This is a genomic window from Amycolatopsis sp. NPDC057786, assembly GCF_042797905.1.
Taxonomy (GTDB): Bacteria; Actinomycetota; Actinomycetes; order Mycobacteriales; family Pseudonocardiaceae; genus Amycolatopsis.
Window position 1 is genome coordinate 77,632 of the sequence record NZ_JBHVKW010000007.1, and the last position, 20,796, is coordinate 98,427.

Sequence of the window (20,796 nt, forward strand, 5' to 3'; positions counted from 1 at the left end):
CCATGGGCGGCATCGAATTCCTTAAGGGACACGGCACACAGAACGATTTCGTGCTGCTTCCCGACCCCGACGGCCGCCTCGAGCTGACCGAAGCGCGGGTGGCGGCGCTGTGCGACCGCCAGCGTGGTCTCGGCGCCGACGGTGTGCTCCGGATCGTGCGTTCGGCCGCCTTGGGCGTCGAGTCCGGCGGCGAATGGTTCATGGACTACCGCAACGCCGACGGGTCCATCGCGGAGATGTGCGGCAACGGCGTCCGGGTCTTCGTCCGTCACCTGGTCGATTCCGGGCTCGTGTCCGAGCGCGACTTCGTCATCGGCACCCGCGCCGGTGACCGGCCGGTCCAGATGCACGCGGACGATTCGGTGACCGTGCAGATGGGGCCCGCGACGATCACCGGTACTTCGGTCACCGTGGTCGCGGGGAAGCCGTTCTCCGGTGTCGCGGTGAACGTCGGCAATCCGCACCTGGTGTCGGTCGTCGAGGACGACGTCGACGTGCTCGACCTGCGCGACCAGCCCGACTTCGACTCCGACGTGTTCCCGGAGGGCGTGAACCTCGAGTTCATCAACCTGCTGGGCGACAACGCGCTGAAGATGCGCGTCCACGAGCGCGGTGTCGGCGAGACGCGATCCTGTGGCACCGGCACGGTCGCCGCGGTCGCCGCCGCGCTGCACCTCGCCGGAACCGACACCGGTGAGGCGACCGTCGACATCCCCGGTGGCCGCGTGGTGGTCGAGGTACGCCGCGGCGGGTCCACGCTGACCGGTCCGGCCGAGATCGTCGCTCGCGGCGAACTCGACGAAACCTGGTGGGCCGGGCTCGGTTAGCCGACCGCGATCGGCTCCTTGGGAAGATCGCGAAGCTTCCGGATCGGCGAGAAGACCACCCACAGCATCGCGACCGCCTCTCCGGTCGCGGCGAACCACAGCGTTCCCCGGATCCCGATCGCCTCTCCCAGCACGCCGCCGACCAGTCCGCCCAGCGGCAGCATGCCCCACACCACGAAGCGCACGCTGGCGTTCATGCGGCCGAGCAGCCGGTCCGGGCAGACGGCCTGCCGGTAGGACACCTGTGCGACGTTGTAGACGATGATCCCGAACCCCGCGATCGCCAGCGCCGCGGGGAACAGCACGATCCGCCAGCCCGGCGCGGCGAGCGGGAGCAGCAACTGGAACGGCCAGGTCAGCAGGGGGACGAACCAGATCGAGCGGGCTTGCCCGATGCGCCGGGTGATGCGCCCGGCCAGGATCGCCCCGATGATCCCGCCCACGCCGCCGGTGGCCAGTACGACGCCGACGATCGCCGGTGACAGGCCGAGTTCCCGGTTCAGGAACAGGATCTGCACGGTGGTGAAGGCGCCGTTGGCCAGGTTGGCCGTCGCGGTGCAGGCGACGATCGCTCGCAGCGCGCTGTCGGTGAACACGAACCGCAGCCCCTCGACGATCTGAGCGAGCAGCTTCTCGTCGGCGTGCCGCTCGGGGACCTCTTCGACGGTGCGGATCCGCAGCAGGCACAGCGCGGAGGTCAGGAAGCCCACCCCGGTCATCAGCACGGCGTTGGCCGCGCCCGCCAGCTGCACCAGCCCGCCGCCGACACCCGGTCCGGTCAGGAACGCGACCGATTGGCTGGCCTGGAGTTTCGCGTTGCCTTCGAGCAGATGTTCCCGGCCGACCAGCGACGGCAGGTACGACTGGTAGGCGACGTCGAAGAACACCGTCGCGACCCCGACCAGCGTGGCGACGAAGATCAGCTGCGTCAGCGACAGCACTCCTGCCCACCAAGCGATCGGAATGGTGAGCAGCAACGCGGCGCGGACGAAGTCGGCGCGCAGCATCAGCGTCCGCCGCCGCATGCGGTCGACCCACACCCCGGCGGGCAGCCCGATGATCAGGAACGCGATGGTCTCGGCGGCGGTCAGCAGCCCCATCTCGAACGGCGTCGCGGCCAGCACGGTGGCCGCGAGCAGCGGAATGACGGCGTGCCCGGCGAAAGCGCCCAGCTGGCTGGCCGTGTCGCCCGCCCAGAGCCGCCGGAAGTCCGCGTGGAAGAAGAGGGAGTCTCTGCGCACGACGCCACCTTGGCGTGAGTGATTGGAAACTGTCAATCACTTTCGGCTCTAGGCTGTCGCCGTGCCCACTCCACGACGTGCCGCCACCGAGGCCGAGATCGCCGCCATGGCCTCCGGAATAAGGCTGCGCATCATCCGGTTGACGTACTCAGAGGCGCTGACCAACAAGGAACTCGCCGAACGACTCGATCGAGACCCGGCGACGACGCTGCACCACGTGCGCAAGCTCGTCGACACGGGGTTCCTCGAAGCACTCCCGCCGCGACGCGGTACGCGCGGCGCGAAAGAAATTCCGTATCGCTCGACCGGGTTGTCCTGGCATCTTGATTCCCGCGACAGGGGGATCGATCAGGCGATCTTCGAGGCCTACCTGGCCGAGATCGCCGACGTGGGATTCGACGAGGTGCAGCAGACGCGCATGGTCGTCCAGGTACCGGACGAGCAGATCGCCGAGTTCGAAACAAGGCTGATGGAGCTTCTCGACGACTTCATCTCCCGGCCGGTCGACCCGGACGCGAAACGCACGGCCATCTACCTGTCGAAGTATCCCAGCAGGTAATGAATTCGGTCCCGCCGCCGAAACGTGGGACCATGGAGGCACGATGACGGAACTGACACACAACGATCTGAACGACGACATGGACCCATCGACCGGCGAACTGGAGCTCGAGGACCGCGCCTCGCTCCGCCGGGTAGCGGGCCTGTCCACCGAACTCGCGGATGTCACCGAGGTCGAATACCGGCAGTTGCGCCTGGAGCGCGTCGTTCTGGTCGGTGTGTGGACCGAGGGCAGTGCCCTCCAGTCCGAGGCCTCGCTCGCCGAACTTGCCCGGCTCGCCGAAACGGCGGGCTCCGAGGTGCTGGAAGGCCTGGTGCAGCGGCGGATCCGCCCGGATCCCGCCACCTACATCGGCTCGGGCAAGGTCAAGGAACTGCGTGAGATCGTGGCGGCCACCGGTGCCGACACGGTGATCTGCGACGGAGAGCTCTCGCCTGGCCAGCTGCGCCAGCTGGAGGAGAAGGTCAAGGTGAAGGTCATCGACCGCACCGCCCTGATCCTCGACATCTTCGCGCAGCACGCCCGCTCCAAGGAGGGCAAGGCGCAGGTCGAGCTGGCCCAGCTGCAGTACCTGATCCCGCGGCTTCGCGGGTGGGGTGCGGCGCTGTCCCGGCAGGCCGGTGGCCGGGCGGGCGGCGCCAACGGTGGTGTCGGTCTGCGCGGTCCCGGTGAGACGAAACTCGAGACCGACCGGCGGCGGATCAGCAAGCGCGTGTCGAAGCTGCGCCGTGAGATCGCCGCGATGGACACCATCCGCGAGACCAAACGCGGTCGCCGGGTGGCCAACGAGGTGCCGAGCGTCGCGATCGTCGGCTACACCAACGCCGGCAAGTCGAGCCTGCTCAACGCGCTGACCGGCGCCGGGGTGCTGGTCGAGGACGCGCTGTTCGCCACGCTGGATCCGACGACCCGGCGGGCGCAGACCCCCGACGGCCGCACCTACACGCTGACCGACACCGTCGGTTTCGTCCGGCACCTGCCGCACCAGCTGGTGGACGCGTTCCGCTCGACGCTGGAGGAGGCGGCCGGCGCCGACCTGCTCGTCCACGTCGTCGACGGTTCCGACCCGACGCCGGAAGAGCAGGTCAACGCGGTCCGTGAAGTGCTCGCCGAAATCACGAAGCGCCGTTCCGAGCCGCTCCCGCCGGAGCTTCTGGTGATCAACAAGGCCGACGCCGCCGACGAGGTGTCGCTGGCCCGGTTGCGGCACCAGCTGGCCGGTTCGGTGCAGGTGTCGGCGCGGACCGGCACCGGGATCACGGAACTGGCCGAGGTGATCGCGGAGCGACTGCCGAGGCCGGAAATCGTGCTCGAGGTGCTGATCCCGTACTCGCGGGGCGAGCTCGTCTCCCGCGCCCACGCCGACGGCGAGGTGCTGGAGGAAGAGCACGTCGAGACCGGGACACGCCTGGTCGTCCGCGGCAGGCCCGAACTGGCCGCGGCGCTGAGCGACTTCCAGACGAACTCGGCTCTGTAGCAAGTACGTGAAGGCCCCCTTCACTGCATTAGACGCGGTGAAGGGGGCCTTTACGTTGTTCATAGTGGAGGCCCTCATGCGTGAATCCGCGCCGGTGCCGACGCGTGCTGAGGTGCGAAAGGCGCTGGAAGACCTTGCGACCGGTGCGGTTACGCGTGCGGAAGCCTCCGATTGGGCTCGTCCGTGGATAGTCGAAGACGCCGACCGAATCGATGACGGCTTGGTCTGGGACGCACTGGACTGGTTGTCCGGCGCCGATCTGATGGTCTCGCCGACTGACTGTCTGCACGGTCCGATCGATTTCCAGGCCTGGCTGGTCGAGTTCGACGCCCGCCGCTGAAAGTGGCCTTCGCGACATTCCGCCCCAACTCGGCATCCGCACCGAACTGCGCGCCTTCCCGGACGTCTCCGTAGTGTGGGGCTTCAGGGGTTCCACGGTACGGAGGTGGATGTGCGGGGGATTGTCGCGACCGCGGTCGTGCTGGCGGCGTTCATCGGCGGGACGGCTCCCGCCCTGGCGCAGGAGGTCCCGGCGCCGCAGCCGGTGTGCAAGAACAGCGACTCCCGGCTCAGCGAACTTTCCGGCCTCGTTTCCGACGGCGAGCACCTGTACGCCCTCAACGACGGCGGAACCAAGACGCAGGTCTTCGTCCTCGGCCGCGATTGCAAGGTCCAGAAGGTCATCTCGGCCGCGACGGACCCGTACGACCCCGAGGATCTCGCCCGCACCGCCGACGGCACCTTCTGGCTTTCCGACACCGGTGACAACCGCAAGCGGCGGGACACGGTCGCACTGATCTCGCTGACACCGCAGGGCAAGGCCACGCTGCACCGGCTCACGTACCCCGACGGGCAGCACGACGTCGAAGCGCTGATCATGGACCGTTCGGGCACGCCGTACCTGATCACCAAGGACGTCTTCGGCGACGCGAAGGTGTACCGGCCGACGGGGCCGCTCGCCAGCCCTGGCCCGACTCCGCTGGAGCGCGTGGGGTCGCTGCAGATCAAGGAGACTTCGACGCCGGGCGGACCCGTCGGGTCGATCGGCTCGATGACGGTGACCGGCGCGGCCTCGATGGCCGACGGCTCGGTGGTCGCGTTGCGGACCTACACCGATGCCTACCTCTACGCCGTCACCGACGGAGACCTCAAGAGCGCGCTGCAGCGCGAACCCGTGCGCGTTCCCCTGCCGAACGAGAAGCAGGGCGAGGCGATCGCCTTCGACCCGGACGGGACGCTGCTGTCCGGCGGGGAGGGCGTCGGCGAGCAGATCCGTGCGGTGAAGGGCGCGGCCGCGCTCGCCGTGGACGCGGCGAAATCCGAGGGCAGCACGTCGGGCGGGACCTCCGCGGCCGGTGGCTCTGGCCAGGGGGCCGACTTCCCGTACGTGCAGGTCGGGATCGCCGCGGTCGTCGTGATCGGCGGCCTTCTCCTGGTCGGCAGGCTGCGCAAGCGGCGCGCCTGACCGAGAGGCGAAGAGTCTGCCGAAGCTGCCGAGCCTGACCCGGGTCGGGTGACCCGGGATCCCGGCGTGCTCCGGCTCCGGACTACAGCCTGCGAAGAACGGCGACGACCTTGCCGAGGATCGTGGCGTCGTCACCCGGGATGGGCTCGTACGCCTCGTTGTGCGGCATCAGCCAGATGTGGCCGTCCTTGCGCTTGAACGTCTTGACCGTCGCCTCGCCGTCGATCATCGCCGCCACGATCTCGCCGGGATCGGCCGTGGGCTGCTGGCGCACGACGACCCAGTCGCCATCGGTGATGGCGGCGTCGACCATCGAGTCACCGGTGACGCTGAGCAGGAAGAGCTCGCCCTCGCCGACGATCTCCCTCGGCAGGGGGAAGACGTCTTCGATCGCCTGCTCCGCCAGCACCGGCCCACCTGCGGCGATCCGGCCGACGAGCGGCACGTACGCGGCCTTCGCGGCCGACTGGGGCTGCTCGACGTCGATGCCCATCGGGTTGTCGTCCGTCGTGGCGAGCACCCCCACCGCGCGCGGGCGGTTCGGGTCGCGTCGCAGATAACCCTTGCGCTGCAGGGCCTGCAACTGGTGCGACACCGACGAAGTGGAGGTCAGCCCGACCGCCTCGCCGATCTCACGCACACTCGGCGGGTAGCCGAACCGGCTCACCCACAGTTTGATCACGTCGAGCACCTGCTGCTGCCGCACGGTCAGGGTCTCGTCCACCTCGTAGACCTCGGGCAAGGCGCGCACCTTGCCCGAGCGCCTAGGCGCGTTTCCCGCCTTGCTCTCCTTAGCCACCGTATCGCTCCTTCATCTCTGCGTCGCCTCCCAGTACGTCCGGTCGCCCGGACCGACTTCGCGTGTCTTCGCCGGTGGCGGACGATCTTCCCGCCCACGGCACCGGCGGCGTCCGCGCAGCAGACGCCCTGGTCAACGACGTTAGCCCGCCGGGACGACGATTTCAAACATCTGTTCGATGGACACGCCGTGTCGCTCGATTTTTGTCGGTGGGAGGTGGTACACATTCGCACGGGCGTTCGATAGAACGCCTGTTCGATCTTGATCGCCGGGTCCCGGCCCGGCGCGAGCGCAGCAGGAGTTGCGAGGAGGTTCCGATGTCGATTCTGGCCGATCGAGGACTGGTGCGGCCCAGTTCCCCCAGGTCCGTTCCGGCAGGGGTGACCCGGCCCGTGCGGGTGGTGCGGGGCGGGCGTGCCGAGCCCTTGCGCCCGCCGACGAGGGCGCGGGTCGTGGCGGGCCGTCGTCCCGGCGTGGCCACCGCCGCTCCGGCTTGCCCGGCACCGCGGCGGCTCCCGCTCAGGTGGCCCTCGCTCGTCGGGATGGCGCTGCTCGTCGCCGGGGTCGTCACCGGATTGGGTCTGTTCTTGGCCGGCGTTCCCGGCGCCGCGGTGCCCGAACGGACCACGACGGTGTCCGTTTCCGCGGGCGACACCCTGTCCGAACTCGCGGCGCGCTTCGCGCCGGGAAGCGACACTGGCGCGGTCGTCGCCAAGATCAAGGAACTCAACTCCCTGGAAGACGCCGTTCTCGTCCCCGGATTGCCGCTCACGGTGCCGGTCGCGGCCGAGGTTCCGGAAGGCGGGAGGTGATCCTCATGTCGTTTTCACCCCTCGTGGGTGAGCTCCTCATTCGTGTCTGACCGGCCGGGCTGTCGCGCTTGCGTGTGCCCGACCTGCGTTCTAGTCTCCACCGCTATATGTAGTAGTTACATGGCTGTAGTTGGTCCATAGCTTGGGGTAGACTCGGTACCAGTTGTCCACAGCTGGCCGGTGTTCACCCACCGGATGTCCACAGATCGATCCACATGTCGATCTTCCGTCGTTGCGTGGCGGCGGGACGGGCGTCCACTTCGGGACCGGCTGGCGCGGAGGGGAAGGTGATCGGCGGATGAGGTGCCCGTTCTGCCGGCATGCGGACTCTCGGGTCGTCGACTCCCGAGAGGTGGATGAGGGTCAGGCGATCCGGCGGAGGCGCTCGTGCGCCGCTTGCGGCCGGCGCTTCACCACTTCGGAGACGATGGTGCTCGCCGTCGTCAAACGATCCGGGGTCACCGAGCAGTTCAGCCGGGACAAGGTGGTCCGGGGGGTGCGCCGCGCCTGTCAGGGCAGGCCGGTCGACGACGACGCGCTGCAGCAGCTCGCGCAGCGGGTCGAAGAATCGATCCGGTCGGCGGGGCTGGCGGAGATCCCGAGTCACGAGGTCGGCCTGGCGATCCTGGGCCCCCTGCGCGAACTCGACGGCGTCGCCTATCTCCGGTTCGCCAGTGTCTACCGCTCCTTCTCCTCGGTCGAGGACTTCGAGAAGGAGATCTCGGACCTCCGTGAGGCCATGGCTGCCACACCGGACGAGAGCGATCAAGACGCGAAAGACGGCTGATGCCGCCTCCCGCGTGGGAGTGAGGGAAAGACCCATGACCGAGACCGTGGGAACAGGTAACCCGGCCACAACGCGGACGAGCGGGAAGAAGAAGCAGGCCGCCGGGCTCACCGTGCGGCGTGTCTTCACCACCGAGGGCGTCCACCCGTACGACCAGGTCACCTGGGAGCACCGGGACGTCGTGATGACGAACTGGCGCGACGGTACGGTCAACTTCGAGCAACGAGGTGTCGAGTTCCCCGGCTTCTGGTCGGTCAACGCGACGAACATCGTCACCAGCAAGTACTTCCGCGGCGCCGTCGGCACGCCCCAGCGGGAACAGAGCCTCAAGCAGCTGATCGACCGCGTCGTCCACTCTTACGTGAACGCCGGTCGTGAACACGGTTACTTCGCGAGCCCCGCCGACGCCGAGGTCTTCGAGCACGAGCTCACCTGGATGCTGCTGCACCAGGTGTTCAGCTTCAACTCGCCGGTGTGGTTCAACGTCGGCACGACGTCGAAGCAGCAGGTCTCGGCGTGTTTCATCCTCTCGGTCGACGACACCATGGAGTCGATCCTCAACTGGTACCGCGAAGAGGGTTTGATCTTCAAGGGCGGCTCCGGTGCCGGCCTGAACCTCTCCCGCATCCGTTCGTCGCGTGAGCTGCTGTCCTCCGGCGGCACCGCGTCCGGTCCGGTCTCCTTCATGCGCGGTGCCGACGCCTCCGCGGGCACCATCAAGTCCGGTGGCGCCACCCGGCGCGCGGCGAAGATGGTCGTCCTCGACGTCGACCACCCGGACGTCGAGGAGTTCGTGCAGACCAAGGCCCGCGAAGAGGAGAAGATCAAGGTCCTCCGCGACGCCGGGTTCGACATGGACCTCTCCGGCTCGGACATCGCCTCGGTCCAGTACCAGAACGCGAACAACTCGGTCCGCGTCTCCGACGAGTTCATGCAGGCCGTCGAGACCGAGGGCGACTTCGGCCTGCGGTCCCGCACGACCGGCGAGGTCATCGACCGGGTCGACGCCAAGAAGCTGTTCCGCACCATCGCGCAGGCCGCCTGGGAGTGCGCCGATCCTGGCCTGCAGTACGACGACACCATCAACGACTGGCACACCTGCCCCGAATCGGGCCGGATCACCGCGTCCAACCCGTGCTCGGAGTACATGCACCTGGACAACTCCAGCTGCAACCTCGCCTCGCTGAACCTGCTCAAGTTCGCCACCGAGGACGGCGGTTTCGACGCGCCGCTGTTCGCGAAGGCCGTCGAGCTGGTCATCACCGCGATGGACATCTCGATCTGCTTCGCCGACTTCCCGACCGAGGCGATCGGCGACACCACCCGTAAGTTCCGCCAGCTGGGCATCGGCTACGCGAACCTCGGCGCCTTGCTGATGGCGCTCGGGCACGCGTACGACTCGGACGGCGGCCGCGCGCTCGCCGCCGCGATCACGTCGCTGATGACCGGTGTTTCGTACCGGCGCTCCGCCGAACTCGCCGCGGTCGTCGGGCCGTACGAGGGCTACGCGCGCAACGCCGAGGCGCACCAGCGGGTCATGCGCAAGCACGCCGCCGCCAACGAACTGGTGCGGACCTACCACTCGAACGACGCCGCGGTCCGCGCGCTCGCCACCCAGGAATGGAAGCGCGGCATCGAACTGGGCGAGACCAGTGGCTGGCGCAACGCGCAGGCTTCGGTGCTCGCGCCCACCGGCACCATCGGCTTCATGATGGACTGCGACACGACCGGTATCGAGCCGGACTTCTCGCTGGTCAAGTTCAAGAAGCTGGTCGGCGGCGGTTCGATGCAGATCGTCAACCAGACCGTTCCGCGCGCCTTGGCCTCGCTCGGTTACCAGGGCGAGCAGATCGAGGCGATCGTCGAGTACATCGCCCAGCACGGCCATGTCGTCGACGCTCCGGGCCTGCGCCAGGAGCACTACGAGGTGTTCGACTGCGCGGTGGGGGAGCGGTCCATCGCGCCGATGGGGCACGTCCGGATGATGGCCGCGGTGCAGCCGTTCCTGTCCGGCGCGATCTCCAAGACGGTCAACATGCCGGAGTCGGCGACCGTCGAAGAGGTCGAGGAGATCTACTTCCAGGGCTGGAAGTACGGCCTCAAGGCGCTCGCGATCTACCGCGACAACTGCAAGGTCGGGCAGCCGCTGTCCACCGGCAAGAAGGAGAAGGCCGAGCCCGAGGCCGAAAAGGTCGTCGAGTACCGGCCGGTCCGCAAGCGCCTGCCGAAGAAGCGCCCCAGCCAGACGGTGTCGTTCACCGTCGGCGGTGCCGAGGGCTACCTGCACGCCGGTTCGTACCCGGACGACGGCCTCGGCGAGATCTTCGTGAAGCTCGGAAAGCAGGGATCGACCCTCTCGGGCGTGATGGACGCGTTCTCGATGTCGATCTCGGTCGGCCTGCAGCACGGGATCCCGCTGGAGTTCTACGTTTCGAAGTTCTCCAACCTGCGCTTCGAGCCCGCCGGCATGACCGACGACCCCGACATCCGCATCGCCACCAGCGTCATGGACTACCTGTTCCGCAGGCTGGCGCTGGACTACCTGCCGTACGAAAAGCGTTCGCAGCTCGGCATCTTCACCGCCGATGAACGTTCGGCACAGGTCGAGGCGAACTACGGTGCGGCGCCCGCCGCCGAACCGGAGAACGTCGACCTCGACGCCCTTCGGTCCACTGTGGACTCTTCCTCCGCGGAGCCCGCCAAGGTGGCGCATTCGACGGCGGAACTGGTCGAACTGAACCTCGGCACCGCCTCCGACGCGCCGCTCTGCATGACCTGCGGCACCAAGATGCGGCCCGCCGGTTCCTGCTACGCCTGCGAAGGGTGTGGCGCCACCTCCGGCTGCAGCTAGTCCCAATCCTGCTTCGGTGGACGACTCGTCGTCCACCGAAGCAGGCGGCGAATCCGGTTGTGCGGTGGCTGGTCCGCTGCTGAACTGGTCTCGTGTTCAAGGTCCGCTGGGAACGGCCGCTGCATCAAGCAGGTTCGCCGTCCGCGATGGCGGTCACCGCACGCCGCTTGATCGTGCACGAGCGGAATACGCGCTTGGTCTGCCTGGCGCCCGCCGACGGTTCGGTGTACTGGGATGTCCCGGTGGGAACTTGGCCGTACGCGGTCGTGATCGATGGACCGTATTGCTTGGTGCTCCCGCAGAACAACAGCAGGCTGCGCTGCCTGGACATCGAAACCGGCGAAGACGTCTGGCAGGTGGAGCCGGGCTCGTTCGCCGGTCATGTAGTGGTGAACGAAGAACTCGTGCTTGTGGGCGGCTGGCGTGGATATACGCCATTGACCGCGGTGGAGCTCCCGACCGGTGACATGCGTTGGCGGGTGGAGGATCGCGGTAGCACGGTCTTGCCTGCCGCGACCGAGGCCGGTTTTCTTCTCGGGGAGCCGGGTGGCGATTCCGTACGTTTGATCGATCGGGATGACGGCAGGGAACTGGCCACGTGGTCCTTGCCGGGGCCTCTGGCCGGGCCTGACGCCGGGCCCGCCTTTCGTGCGGACGACGACGGCGGTTTCCTCGTGCGGTGTGGCGACCGCTTGGTCGTACGCATCGTCCTCTCCGAGACGAAAGCCGAGACAGTCGTCCGTACCGGGCACGATCTCTTCCCCAGAGCGGTGGACCGGTGCGGCGGCTTGCTTTGGCTGGCAGAGCGGCGTGGTGGCTACACGGTGGTCGACGCGTCGGACGGTGCCAAGCGGTGGAGGATCCAGCACGACCGACGGTTCGTCCCCTCGGTCGCGTCCGTGGACGGAGGGTTCGCGATCGCCGATGAGAGCGGGTTGTTGTGCCGGATCGACTTGGGCGGAGCGGTGAGTGAGCGTGTCCGGATCACCCAGCGGATCAGGGACGTTCGCGAGCAAGTGCCTTCGAGGCTCGTTCTGCTCGCGAAAGGGTCCTTGCTCGCAGTCGACACCAGGGGGCCTCGGTGACCGCGAACGGCGAGATCTTCGACCCGTTCGGCACCCTCGGCCAAGCGCTGTGGATCTGCGGCGGCCAGTGGGCGGGAAAGTCCACCGTTTCCCGGCTTCTCGCGCGCCGCCACGGCATCACCGTCTACCACTACGACTTCCACGACGCTCGCGCCCATCAGGATCGCCGTGTCGCTCACCGCGTCCTCAAAGGACTGCCCGCCGCCGATCCCGACCCGGAGACCGTCTGGATGGACACCACTCCCGAACGGATGGCCGCCGACACGATCGCCGGTTTCCCGCTGCGGTTCGAATGGGCGCTGGACGATCTGCGCGCGCTGGTCTCCGGGCGCCCGATCCTCGCCGAGGGCTGGGGGTTGCGTCCGGACCTGGTCGCGCCGCTCCTGGATTCACCGCGGCGGATGATCGTGCTGGTGCCCACCGACGGTTTCCGTGAGCACCAGCTCCGCGTGCTGCCCCGGGCCGGCTCGGTGGCGCACCGGGTCAGCGACCCCGAACGCGCGCAGCGCAACCGGATCGAGCGGGACCGGCTCGTCGCCGACGACGCCGTCCGTACCGCGAAGGATCTCGGCATCCGGGTGCTGGAGATCGACGGCTCACGAGACGCCGAGGCGGTCGCGGACGTCGTCGCCGAGCACTTCGGTCCCTACCTGGCCTGAGCGAGATCGAGCACGAAGGTCGCCACCGCCAGCGCGAGGAATCCGCCGGGGAAGGCGATGTTGTAGAGGACGCGCGCCCGCACGTGAGTGATGACGGCGCCGAGGTAGAACAGTACGAGCCCGGCGGCCGCCGCGGTCCCGATGTACGGCACCCCGAGCAGGCCGAGCAGCAGCCCGGCCGCGCCCGCGGCCTTCAGTGAGGCCAGCGGCGGGATCCACGATTGCGGGACATTGACCTCGGCGGAGTTCTTGAGGACGAACGGGACACGCGCGAAGTCGGCGGCGGCGATCCCGGCGTTGATGGCGATCGTCGTGATGGCCAGGATGAGGTATGCGGTGAACATGCTCCCTGGACGATGCCCGCGCCCGGACTGTGACAGCGGTCAGGAACGCCAGCGTTCGAGCACCGCGTCGATGGTGGTGCGGATGCGGTCGCGGGCGGTCTGCCGTTCCACGCCCGCCATGAGGAGGTCGTCGTACTCGGTGTCCAGATGCCGGATCGAGGCGACGACGGCGAGGAACACCGCTCGTTCGGCCAGTTCCCGGCCGGCGGCCGACCGGCCCACTCGGCCACTGCCTCGCTGCCCGGCGTGTTCGGCGATGGCGCGTGCCCGCTCCGGCGGGCAGCCGGGGAACATCTCGGTGATCGCGGTGTGGAACCGGGCGGTGAATTCGACGTCCTCGTGGACGCGGCGTTCGCGATCCCGGTCGCGGCGGCGTTCCCGGACGTCCTCGTCGGCGAGGCATTGTTCCTCGGCGCCGCGCAGTGCCGCCTCCTCGACCAGGAGTCCTTGCCGCTCACTGCGCTTCCGTGACCGGTTGAAGCGGACGACCACGGCCGAGAGCCGGCTCGCCTTCTTCGCCCGGCGGGTCAGGGCGGTGTCGCCGGCGGGCAGGAAGACCAGGTGACCGAGGTCGGCGCAATCGAGGCAGTGCGGTTTTTCGTTCTCCATGAACAGCAGATCGCCGGTCCCGCCGCAGTCGGCGCACGTCCAGTCCTTCAGCGCCACGGAGACGACGAGATCCGGCGCTTTCCGTTGCCGGGCGAGCACTTGCGCCCGTTTGGCTTCGGACAGTCCCGGCATGAGCCACTGCGTCCGGAAGAGCGGTTCGAGACCGGCCAGCTCGCCCGAAGTCACCCGGAGGAGCGCCCGGTCGCGGGTCGCGCCGACATGTTCGATCTCCGAGCTGTCGAGGGCCTTTTCCCGCGTCCACCGGCGAAGCGCGCCGAGAGCGAACTCCAGCCTCTCCGCGCTCACGGACAACGCGGTTGTCAGGTCGGGGATCCGGCCCTGCTGCCAGCTTTTCAGCATGTTCTCCGGCAGCCAGCCGATACCGCTCAGGACGTCGAGCGCGGTCACCGATTTCCGTTTGGCCAGCAGCTTTTCCGCCGTCTCCACGACGCGCTGTTCCAGTTTCGTCTCACCCTGCATCGCCGGGAATCGTAGCGATCAGGCGGTCTCGGTCCGCGCGCGGTAGGCCCGGATCTTGGCGCGGTTGCCGCAGCGCTCCATCGAGCACCAGCGGCGGTTGCCCGAGCGGGAGGTGTCGAAGAACAGCAGGTAGCAGTCGTCGGCGGAGCATTCGCGGACGCGGCCGGACCGCTCGCCCGCGACGAGGCCGATGGCGTCGCGAGCGACGGCGCCGAGGAGTTGTTTCCCGGTGACGGGCGGCGCCCAAGTGAGCTGTCGGGTCTTCAGGTCGACGAGCGGCCTCGGCGTCTCCGCGGTTCCGCTGTTCAGGAGGGCGACGTCGTCGTCCGACGGCGTTTCGCCACGGGCGAGGGCGGGTGCGACGCGGTAGAGGGTGTCCCGGAGCTCCTTGAGCGCGGTCAGGTCGGCGGGCCGGATCCGGACGTCGGTCAGGGGAGCGGTCAACGCCAGCCGGGAGCCGGTGAACCAGTCGGCGAGGGCGGACGGCGTGTGCGCGATTTCGTAGCGCTCGTACGGGCCAGGGCCACCGGTCAGCATGAGTTCGAGGCTGAGACTGCCCGGATCGAACCGGTACCGCTCACCCTGGGCGTTGACGAGCAGTCTTGTTCCCGGAGTCATGTAACCATTATAGTCGGTTTCGGAAACCAGGTAAGACGGTTACAGCGGAGGCGTGATGGTCGGCAAGACGAAGGACGCGGGCTGGGAGATCGGCGTGTCCAAGACGGTGGCGTATCCGCTGGAACAGGTGTGGGAGTACCTCTCGGGCCCTGGCTTGGCGACCTGGCTGGGTGACGTGCGGCTGGAGCCGGAGAAGGGCGCGCCGTACGAGACGGCCGAGGGCACCGTCGGCGAGGTCCGCGGCTACCGCGAGCAGGAGAAGATCCGCCTCACCTGGCGTCCGAAGGACTGGGATCACGAGAGCACGGTCCAGGTGGGACTCCGTCCGGCCGGGCCGGGCAAGACGGTCGTGGTCTTCCATCAGGAGCGGCTCGCCGGTCCGGACGAGCGTGCCGCGCAGCGCGAGCACTGGCAGGCCGTGATGAAGCTCGTCGTCGACGGCCTCGCCGGCTGATCAGGAGAGCGTTCGCCGGGCGAGCTCGGCCAGGGTGTCGATGATCCGTTCCGCGCTCAGGCCGAGTTCGCCCGTTTGATGGAGGAACACGTCAGCGGCGAGCGGTGCCAGCAGGATGTCGGCGAGCGCGTCCGGGTCCTTCGCTTTCGCTTGCTCGGCGAGGTGGCGGACGTGGGTACGCCACAGCCGGTACGGCCCGCTGGTGAAGCGCGAGTGCCCGACCTCGGTGCCGAGGACGAGATGGGAGTGCCGGGCGAGCAGCCCGATCATCGCCGCGTAGAACGCGGCCAGTCGCTCGGCGGGCGGCGCGCCGGGTCCCAAGGGGGGAGGACCGGTGAGCAGCCGCTCCTGTAGTTCCCGCTCGTGCTCGTCCAGCAGGGCGACGGCGATCGCCGAGCGGTCCGGGTAGCGGCGGTACAGCGTCGCCCTGCCGACCCCCGCCGCTCGGGCGATGTCCTCCATGGTGATGTCCGCGGCCGGGCGCGCCGCGAAGAGCTCTTCGGCGGCCTTCAGGATCTTCGCTCGGTTGCGGGCGGCGTCCGAGCGTTCCCGTCCCGGACCCGCCGCGAGGAGATCTTCTGGCATGTCCGCAGCCTAGGGAATATCCGGACGCGGCGTCCACTTGTACCCGGCGAAGCAAGTGGACGCCGTGTCCACTTCCTGGTTCGGGAGGGCCCCCGATGAGCCACCTTCTCCACCTCGACTCCAGTGCCCGTAGCGCGTCGTTCTCCCGCGAGCTGAGCGCTCGTTTCGCCGACGTCTGGCGCGCCGCGAACCCGGGTGCGGGCTACACCTACCGCGACGTCGCCGCCGACCCGGTGCCGCCGATCGGCCAGGCCTGGACCGAGATCTGCGACGCCCTCCTCCAGGCCGGGATCACCGACCCGGCCGGCTACGCCTCGGTGGTGAAGACGCCGGAGCAGCGCGAGGCCTGGGCGGTCATCGAGCCGCTGCTGGCCGAACTACTCGCCGCCGACGTCGTGCTGATCGGGGCGCCGATGTACAACTTCTCGATCCCCGCGACGCTCAAGCTGTGGATCGACCAGGTCACGTTCCCGAAGATGTCCTTGGCGGGCAAGGCTTTCGTGGTTGCGGGAGCACGCGGCGGAACCTACCTGCCCGGCACGCCGCGGGAGCCGGTCGACCACCACGAGCGCTACCTGCGCGACTTCTTCGACGGGCACTACGACGTCCGGGACGTCACGTTCCTGAACTCCGAGCTGACGAACGCTCTCGTCGACCCGCGGCTGAGCCCGCGGGATCCCGAACGGATCGCGTCGCGGGAGCAGGCGCTCCTCGGTGCCGAAAAAGCCGGCAGGGAAGTCTGATGGGCTGGGGAATCCTGCTGCTGGCGGGAGTCGTCGAGGTCGCCTGGTCGCAGAGCATCAAGCCGACGGAGAACTTCACCCGCTTCTGGCCGACCGTGCTGTGCTTCGTGCTCGGCGTCGCCGCGGTCTACCTACTGTCCAAGGCGATGGACTCGCTCCCGGTCGGCACCGCGTATGCCGTCTTCACCGGCATCGGCGCGGTGGGCGCCATCGTGTTCGGCATCGTGATCCACAAGGATCCGCTCAGTTTCGGCCGGTTCGCCGCGATGGCGCTGATCGTCGGAGGGGTGGTGCTGGCGAAGGTGGCGGAGTGAGCTCGGGAAGGGGACTTTCGCGCCGGAAAGTCCCCTTCCCGGCGGGTCAGGCGAGCTTCTCCCACAGGAATTCGAGCATCAGGGCCCATTTGAACGCCAGTTGCTCGTTGTCGGCCGCCGCCCCGTGACCGCCCTCGATGTTCTCGTGGTAGCGCACGTCGTGTCCCTGCTCCAGCATCCGCGCGACCATCTTGCGGGCGTGCGCGGGATGGACGCGGTCGTCCCTGGTGGAGGTGACGAACAGGACCGGCGGGTACCCGCGTCCGGCGTGGACGTTCTGGTACGGCGAGTACTTCCCGATGAAGTCCCATTCCGCCGGATCGTCGGGGTCGCCGTACTCGGCCATCCACGACGCGCCCGCGAGGAGCTTGTGATACCGCTTCATGTCCAGCAGCGGTACCTGGCTCACGATCGCGCCGAACAGGTGCGGATAGCGCGTCAGCATGACACCCATCAGGAGCCCGCCATTGCTGCCGCCCTGGATGCCGAGGCGCGCGGGCTCGCTGATGCCGCGCTCGACGAGGTCGGCGGCGACGGCCGAGAAGTCCTCGTACACCTTGTACCGCTTGGCTTTCGTCACCGACGTGTGCCAGTCCGGCCCGTATTCGCCGCCGCCTCGGATGTTCGCGACGACGTAGGTGCCGCCGCGCGAGAGCCAGCCGCGGCCGATGACGCCGCTGTAACCAGGGGTCAGTGAGACCTCGAAGCCGCCGTAGCCGGTCAGCAGCGTCGGCCCGCCTTCGGCGCCGGAGGGGCGTACGACGAAGTACGGGATCTTCGTGCCGTCTTCGGACGTCGCGAAGTGCTGCGAGACCGTCATGCCCTCGCTGTCGAAGAACGAGGGAGCGCGCTTGAGGACCTCGACGTCGCCTCCGACGTGCCCGTAGCTCAACGTCGACGGCTGGGTGTAACCGCTGGAATCGAGCAGGTACTCGTCGCTTACGTCGGGGTCGGTGCCGGTGATCTGCGCGGTGCCCAGTTCCGGCGCGCCGGCGAGCGGCCGGGAGGTCCAGCCGTCGGACGGCGTGAGCACGCGCAGCTCCGTCCGGACATCGGACAGGGTCGAGAGCAGCAGGTGGTTGTGCGTCCACACCCAATACTCCAGGGACGTGTGCGCGTCCGGCGTGAACAGGGTCGTGAAAGTGCGCTCGCCCGCCATGAACGCGTCGAACCCGGAGGCGAGCAGAGCGCCTGAGGGGTACGTCGTGCCTTCGACGGTCCAGTCCGAGCGAAGCCGGATCAGCAGCCACTCGCGGTGCGAGGACGTCTGCGCGTCTTCGGGGACCTCGATGCGGTCGAGCCCCGAGGCCGTCCGGACATACCTTTCCGTGCGGTAGAAGTCGATCGACCGGTAGACGAAGTCGCGCTCCCAGCCTTCGGTCGGGTCGTGGTGGGCGGACACGGAGACGTCGTCCGCCTTGCCCTCGAAGACCACCGTCGCCTCTTCGAGCGGGGTGCCGCGCCGCCATTCCTTGGCCAGCCGCGGATAGCCCGAATCGGTCAGCGTCCCAGGACCGAAATCGGTGCCGACGTAGACGCGGTCACGGTCGATCCAGCCGATCCTGGTCTTGGCCTCGGGTACGAAGAACCCGTCCTCGACGAACCGGCGCTCGTCGAGGTCGAACTCGCGGACGACGGTCGCGTCGGCGCCGCCCCGCGACAGTTCGACCAGCGCGCGGTCGTAACCCGGGCGGAGGACGGCCGCGCCCTGCCACACCCAGTTCTCGCCCTCGGCCTCGGCCAGCGCGTCGACGTCGAGGAGGAGTTCCCACTCCGGCGTGTCGAGCCGGTACTGCTCCAGGGTGGTGCGGCGCCACAGACCGCGGGGGTTGGCCGAGTCCTGCCAGAAGTTGTACAGGTATTCGCCGCGGCGGCGGATGTAGGGAATCCGGTCGTCGGCGTCGAGGACCTCGCGGACCTCGTCACGGATCACGCCGAACCGCTCGCCGCCCGCCAGCTCCGCGAGAGCTTCGGCGTTACGGGCTCGCACCCAGCCCAGCGCTTCTTCGCCGGTCACGTCTTCCAGCCACAGGTACGGGTCCTCGTCACTCATGCCCACAGTCTCGCCGGGTGCTCCGTCCCGGCGCCACCAGGTGTGGCATTCCGTATGCTGTGGACTCGCACGTTTGGGGGACACCATGACCGGCACCGACGAGGTACCCAGACCGTTCACGCCTTCGCCGCCTCGTCCGGAAAGCCCTCGCCACACGGGGAACGCCGTGGTCGGTCTGCTCATCGTCGCCGCGCTGACCGCCACCGGGATGATGATGGCGGGCGGACCGCGGACGGTCGACGGCCAGGCCCTCCCGGTGCCCGGCGCGTACACCTCGGAAGGGGCCAAGGGGCCGGCCGGGAACGCGAAGCCCGCGCCCAAGGAGGTGCGGGAGCTCGAGACGAATCCGCTGCTGGCGGAAGGGGTCGCGCTCGGCGCGGTCACCTGCCGGCTGCCCGCGATCAGCCGCGAGCCCGCGAAACTGGAGACGTACTACAAGACGTTCGTGTCGTGTCTCGCCGAAGCCTGGAAACCTGCCTTGGACCAGGCGAACGAGCCCGCGCTGACGGTGACCGTGCAGGTGACGCTGCCCGAGACCAGCGCCTGCGGGAAGGCGCCGGGCGAGAACGAGGCCGTCGCCTACTACTGCGGTGGCGACACCACGATCTACGCGCCGACCCAGTGGATGCTGGGCGACGCCGGCCTCGAGCGGTCCCGTCACCTCGCGACGATGGCCCACGAGTACGGGCATCACGTCCAGCGGTCCAGCGGGATCCTGTCGGCCGCCGCGGAGAAGATGTCGTCGCCGGAGGAGAACTCGCCCGCCGACAAGGAACTGGTCCGCCGCATCGAGTTGCAGGCGAACTGCTTCGGCGCGCTCGCCCTCGCGGCCGCCGCCGGTCGTGGTTCGATCAGCAGGTCGCTGGCCAACGCCGCCCTCGACGACTACGGCCGCGCCGACGACAGCGACACCCACGGCAGCCGTCGTAACCAGCTGAAATGGGCGAAGGCCGGGTTCTCCGGGAAGACGACGTCGGCGTGCAACACCTGGGCGGCCCCGGCCTCGGACGTCAAATGACCGACGACGTGATGGCCGAGATCAACACCGGCCTCCAGTTGCACATCTCCGGTGACCGCACCGGCGCGCGCGAGAAGTTCGCGGCGCTGTGGGAACGGATCGGCGAGGACGGCGACCCGCTGCACCGGTGCGCGCTCGCGCACTACATGGCCGACGTCTGCGACGACCCGGCCGACGAACTCGCCTGGGATCTGCGCGCGCTCGCGGCGGCCGATTCGCTCACCGACGAACGCGCCAAGGAGTACCACGCGACGCTGGCCGTGCGCGGGTTCTACCCGTCGCTGCACCTGAACCTCGCCGAGGACTACCGCAAACTCGGTGATCACGAGGCCGCGAAGGCCCAGTGGGAGCTCGGGCGGGGCACACTCGGCGCGCTCGGCGACGACCCGTACGGCACCGGGATCATCCAGGCGTACGACGCGCTCGCCACCAGGCTCGGTATCGAACCGGACTCTCCGGACTTTCGCGCAGGGCGGTGAAGCCATAACCTGGAGTGACTCAGGTCACCCTTCCGGGAGGAGCGCGTATGCGGATTTCCGATCTGTTGCGGACCAAGGGGGCGGCCGTCGCGACCGTCTCGCCGGAGACGAACGTCACCGAACTGCTCGAGAGACTGGCGGAGCACAATGTCGGCGCGCTGGTGGTCGTGGACGCCGAGGGCGCGATCGTCGGGATCGTCTCCGAACGGGACGTGGTGCGCCGGCTCAACGAGCGCGGACCCCAGCTGCTCGACGGATCGGTGTCCGCGATCATGACGAAGATGGTCGCGAGCTGCACGCCGGAGGACTCGGTCGATCAGCTGTCGGTTCTGATGACCGAACGGCGCATCCGGCACGTCCCGGTCGTGGTGGACGGCAGGCTCGCCGGGATCGTGAGCATCGGCGACGTCGTGAAGACCCGGATGGAGCAGCTGGAGAAGAGCCAGGAACAGCTGGAGGCGTACATCTCGCAGGGCTGATCTCGGTCCGGCACGTGCCATGAAAGGTCCTTTCCTTGCAAATTTTGCAAGGAAAGGA

Annotated in this window: 23 protein-coding genes; 16 read left to right on the forward strand and 7 right to left on the reverse strand. The window is 68.5% G+C overall.

What is annotated here, in order from left to right; all coding sequences use genetic code 11:
* The first annotated feature begins 2 nt into the window (after positions 1–2).
* Positions 3–827 carry a diaminopimelate epimerase gene (gene dapF / locus ACFVM3_RS07360; protein WP_378436487.1) on the forward strand — a complete coding sequence of 275 codons (825 nt, stop codon included), beginning with the start codon at positions 3–5 and terminating at the stop codon, positions 825–827.
* On the opposite strand, the gene ACFVM3_RS07365 is transcribed toward dapF, so the two are convergent.
* Positions 824–2,068 carry an MFS transporter gene (locus ACFVM3_RS07365; protein WP_378436489.1) on the reverse strand — a complete coding sequence of 415 codons (1,245 nt, stop codon included), beginning with the start codon at positions 2,066–2,068 and terminating at the stop codon, positions 824–826. The genes dapF and ACFVM3_RS07365 overlap by 4 nt on opposite strands.
* A gap of 61 nt (positions 2,069–2,129) precedes the next feature.
* Between ACFVM3_RS07365 and ACFVM3_RS07370 the strand changes: the two genes are divergently transcribed.
* The 4 genes from ACFVM3_RS07370 to ACFVM3_RS07385 all read left to right on the forward strand — a co-directional run bounded on the left by ACFVM3_RS07370 (position 2,130) and on the right by ACFVM3_RS07385 (position 5,569).
* Entirely contained in the window at positions 2,130–2,627 is a 498-nt protein-coding gene (locus ACFVM3_RS07370; RefSeq protein WP_378436491.1) for an ArsR/SmtB family transcription factor, read from the forward strand.
* Positions 2,628–2,670: 43 nt separating this feature from the next.
* Positions 2,671–4,104: a GTPase HflX gene (hflX, locus tag ACFVM3_RS07375; protein WP_378436493.1), complete on the forward strand. Its 1,434-nt coding sequence runs from the start codon at positions 2,671–2,673 to the stop codon at positions 4,102–4,104.
* A gap of 76 nt (positions 4,105–4,180) precedes the next feature.
* Positions 4,181–4,444: a hypothetical protein gene (locus ACFVM3_RS07380; RefSeq protein WP_378436495.1), complete on the forward strand. Its 264-nt coding sequence runs from the start codon at positions 4,181–4,183 to the stop codon at positions 4,442–4,444.
* 111 nt (positions 4,445–4,555) lie between these two features.
* On the forward strand, positions 4,556–5,569 hold the full coding sequence (locus ACFVM3_RS07385) for a hypothetical protein (protein WP_378436497.1): 1,014 nt from the start codon (positions 4,556–4,558) through the stop codon (positions 5,567–5,569).
* Positions 5,570–5,651: 82 nt separating this feature from the next.
* On the opposite strand, the gene lexA is transcribed toward ACFVM3_RS07385, so the two are convergent.
* Positions 5,652–6,368, reverse strand: coding sequence for a transcriptional repressor LexA (lexA, locus tag ACFVM3_RS07390; protein ID WP_034311936.1), 717 nt, complete (start codon positions 6,366–6,368; stop codon positions 5,652–5,654).
* A 317-nt stretch (positions 6,369–6,685) separates the two neighbouring features.
* Here lexA and ACFVM3_RS07395 point away from each other — a divergent pair, with 317 nt between their 5' ends.
* The 5 genes from ACFVM3_RS07395 to ACFVM3_RS07415 all read left to right on the forward strand — a co-directional run bounded on the left by ACFVM3_RS07395 (position 6,686) and on the right by ACFVM3_RS07415 (position 12,562).
* Positions 6,686–7,180, forward strand: coding sequence for a LysM peptidoglycan-binding domain-containing protein (locus ACFVM3_RS07395; protein WP_378436499.1), 495 nt, complete (start codon positions 6,686–6,688; stop codon positions 7,178–7,180).
* 298 nt (positions 7,181–7,478) lie between these two features.
* On the forward strand, positions 7,479–7,967 hold the full coding sequence (gene nrdR / locus ACFVM3_RS07400) for a transcriptional regulator NrdR (protein ID WP_034311932.1): 489 nt from the start codon (positions 7,479–7,481) through the stop codon (positions 7,965–7,967).
* 34 nt (positions 7,968–8,001) lie between these two features.
* Positions 8,002–10,818, forward strand: a complete 2,817-nt coding sequence (locus ACFVM3_RS07405) for a vitamin B12-dependent ribonucleotide reductase (protein ID WP_378436500.1) — start codon at positions 8,002–8,004, stop codon at positions 10,816–10,818.
* A gap of 92 nt (positions 10,819–10,910) precedes the next feature.
* Positions 10,911–11,903, forward strand: a complete 993-nt coding sequence (locus ACFVM3_RS07410; protein ID WP_378436501.1) for a PQQ-binding-like beta-propeller repeat protein — start codon at positions 10,911–10,913, stop codon at positions 11,901–11,903.
* The gene (locus ACFVM3_RS07415) at positions 11,900–12,562 is read left to right on the forward strand and encodes a hypothetical protein (protein WP_378436503.1); all 663 of its coding nucleotides are present in this window, start codon (positions 11,900–11,902) and stop codon (positions 12,560–12,562) included. The genes ACFVM3_RS07410 and ACFVM3_RS07415 overlap by 4 nt, the downstream gene beginning before the upstream one ends.
* Here the strand turns inward: ACFVM3_RS07415 and ACFVM3_RS07420 are convergent.
* The 3 genes from ACFVM3_RS07420 to ACFVM3_RS07430 are packed head-to-tail and all read right to left on the reverse strand — an operon-like array spanning position 12,550 to position 14,613.
* Entirely contained in the window at positions 12,550–12,906 is a 357-nt protein-coding gene (locus ACFVM3_RS07420) for a DoxX family protein (protein ID WP_378436505.1), read from the reverse strand. The genes ACFVM3_RS07415 and ACFVM3_RS07420 overlap by 13 nt on opposite strands.
* Positions 12,907–12,945: 39 nt before the next feature.
* A complete protein-coding gene (locus ACFVM3_RS07425) occupies positions 12,946–13,995 on the reverse strand; it encodes a DUF2293 domain-containing protein (RefSeq protein ID WP_378436507.1) in 1,050 nt (349 codons plus the stop codon).
* Positions 13,996–14,013: 18 nt separating this feature from the next.
* The gene (locus tag ACFVM3_RS07430; protein WP_378436509.1) at positions 14,014–14,613 is read right to left on the reverse strand and encodes a CGNR zinc finger domain-containing protein; all 600 of its coding nucleotides are present in this window, start codon (positions 14,611–14,613) and stop codon (positions 14,014–14,016) included.
* 55 nt (positions 14,614–14,668) lie between these two features.
* Between ACFVM3_RS07430 and ACFVM3_RS07435 the strand changes: the two genes are divergently transcribed.
* Positions 14,669–15,067, forward strand: a complete 399-nt coding sequence (locus ACFVM3_RS07435; RefSeq protein WP_378436510.1) for an SRPBCC domain-containing protein — start codon at positions 14,669–14,671, stop codon at positions 15,065–15,067.
* Here ACFVM3_RS07435 and ACFVM3_RS07440 read toward each other — a convergent pair whose 3' ends face one another.
* Positions 15,068–15,652, reverse strand: a complete 585-nt coding sequence (locus tag ACFVM3_RS07440; protein WP_378436512.1) for a TetR/AcrR family transcriptional regulator — start codon at positions 15,650–15,652, stop codon at positions 15,068–15,070.
* A 95-nt stretch (positions 15,653–15,747) separates the two neighbouring features.
* Between ACFVM3_RS07440 and ACFVM3_RS07445 the strand changes: the two genes are divergently transcribed.
* Together ACFVM3_RS07445 and ACFVM3_RS07450 are read left to right on the forward strand one after the other, a co-directional pair.
* Entirely contained in the window at positions 15,748–16,395 is a 648-nt protein-coding gene (locus ACFVM3_RS07445; RefSeq protein WP_378436514.1) for an FMN-dependent NADH-azoreductase, read from the forward strand.
* On the forward strand, positions 16,395–16,709 hold the full coding sequence (locus ACFVM3_RS07450; protein WP_125785387.1) for a multidrug efflux SMR transporter: 315 nt from the start codon (positions 16,395–16,397) through the stop codon (positions 16,707–16,709). The genes ACFVM3_RS07445 and ACFVM3_RS07450 overlap by 1 nt, the downstream gene beginning before the upstream one ends.
* Before the next feature lie 46 nt (positions 16,710–16,755).
* Here ACFVM3_RS07450 and ACFVM3_RS07455 read toward each other — a convergent pair whose 3' ends face one another.
* Positions 16,756–18,762, reverse strand: coding sequence for a prolyl oligopeptidase family protein (locus ACFVM3_RS07455; RefSeq protein WP_378436516.1), 2,007 nt, complete (start codon positions 18,760–18,762; stop codon positions 16,756–16,758).
* 85 nt (positions 18,763–18,847) lie between these two features.
* Between ACFVM3_RS07455 and ACFVM3_RS07460 the strand changes: the two genes are divergently transcribed.
* Genes ACFVM3_RS07460 through ACFVM3_RS07470 form a run of 3 tightly spaced genes read left to right on the forward strand, consistent with a single transcriptional unit; the run spans position 18,848 to position 20,738 of the window.
* Positions 18,848–19,780 carry a neutral zinc metallopeptidase gene (locus tag ACFVM3_RS07460; RefSeq protein ID WP_378436517.1) on the forward strand — a complete coding sequence of 311 codons (933 nt, stop codon included), beginning with the start codon at positions 18,848–18,850 and terminating at the stop codon, positions 19,778–19,780.
* Entirely contained in the window at positions 19,777–20,259 is a 483-nt protein-coding gene (locus tag ACFVM3_RS07465; RefSeq protein ID WP_378436519.1) for a hypothetical protein, read from the forward strand. The genes ACFVM3_RS07460 and ACFVM3_RS07465 overlap by 4 nt, the downstream gene beginning before the upstream one ends.
* A gap of 47 nt (positions 20,260–20,306) precedes the next feature.
* Positions 20,307–20,738 carry a CBS domain-containing protein gene (locus ACFVM3_RS07470; RefSeq protein WP_034322689.1) on the forward strand — a complete coding sequence of 144 codons (432 nt, stop codon included), beginning with the start codon at positions 20,307–20,309 and terminating at the stop codon, positions 20,736–20,738.
* The last annotated feature ends 58 nt before the right edge of the window (positions 20,739–20,796 follow it).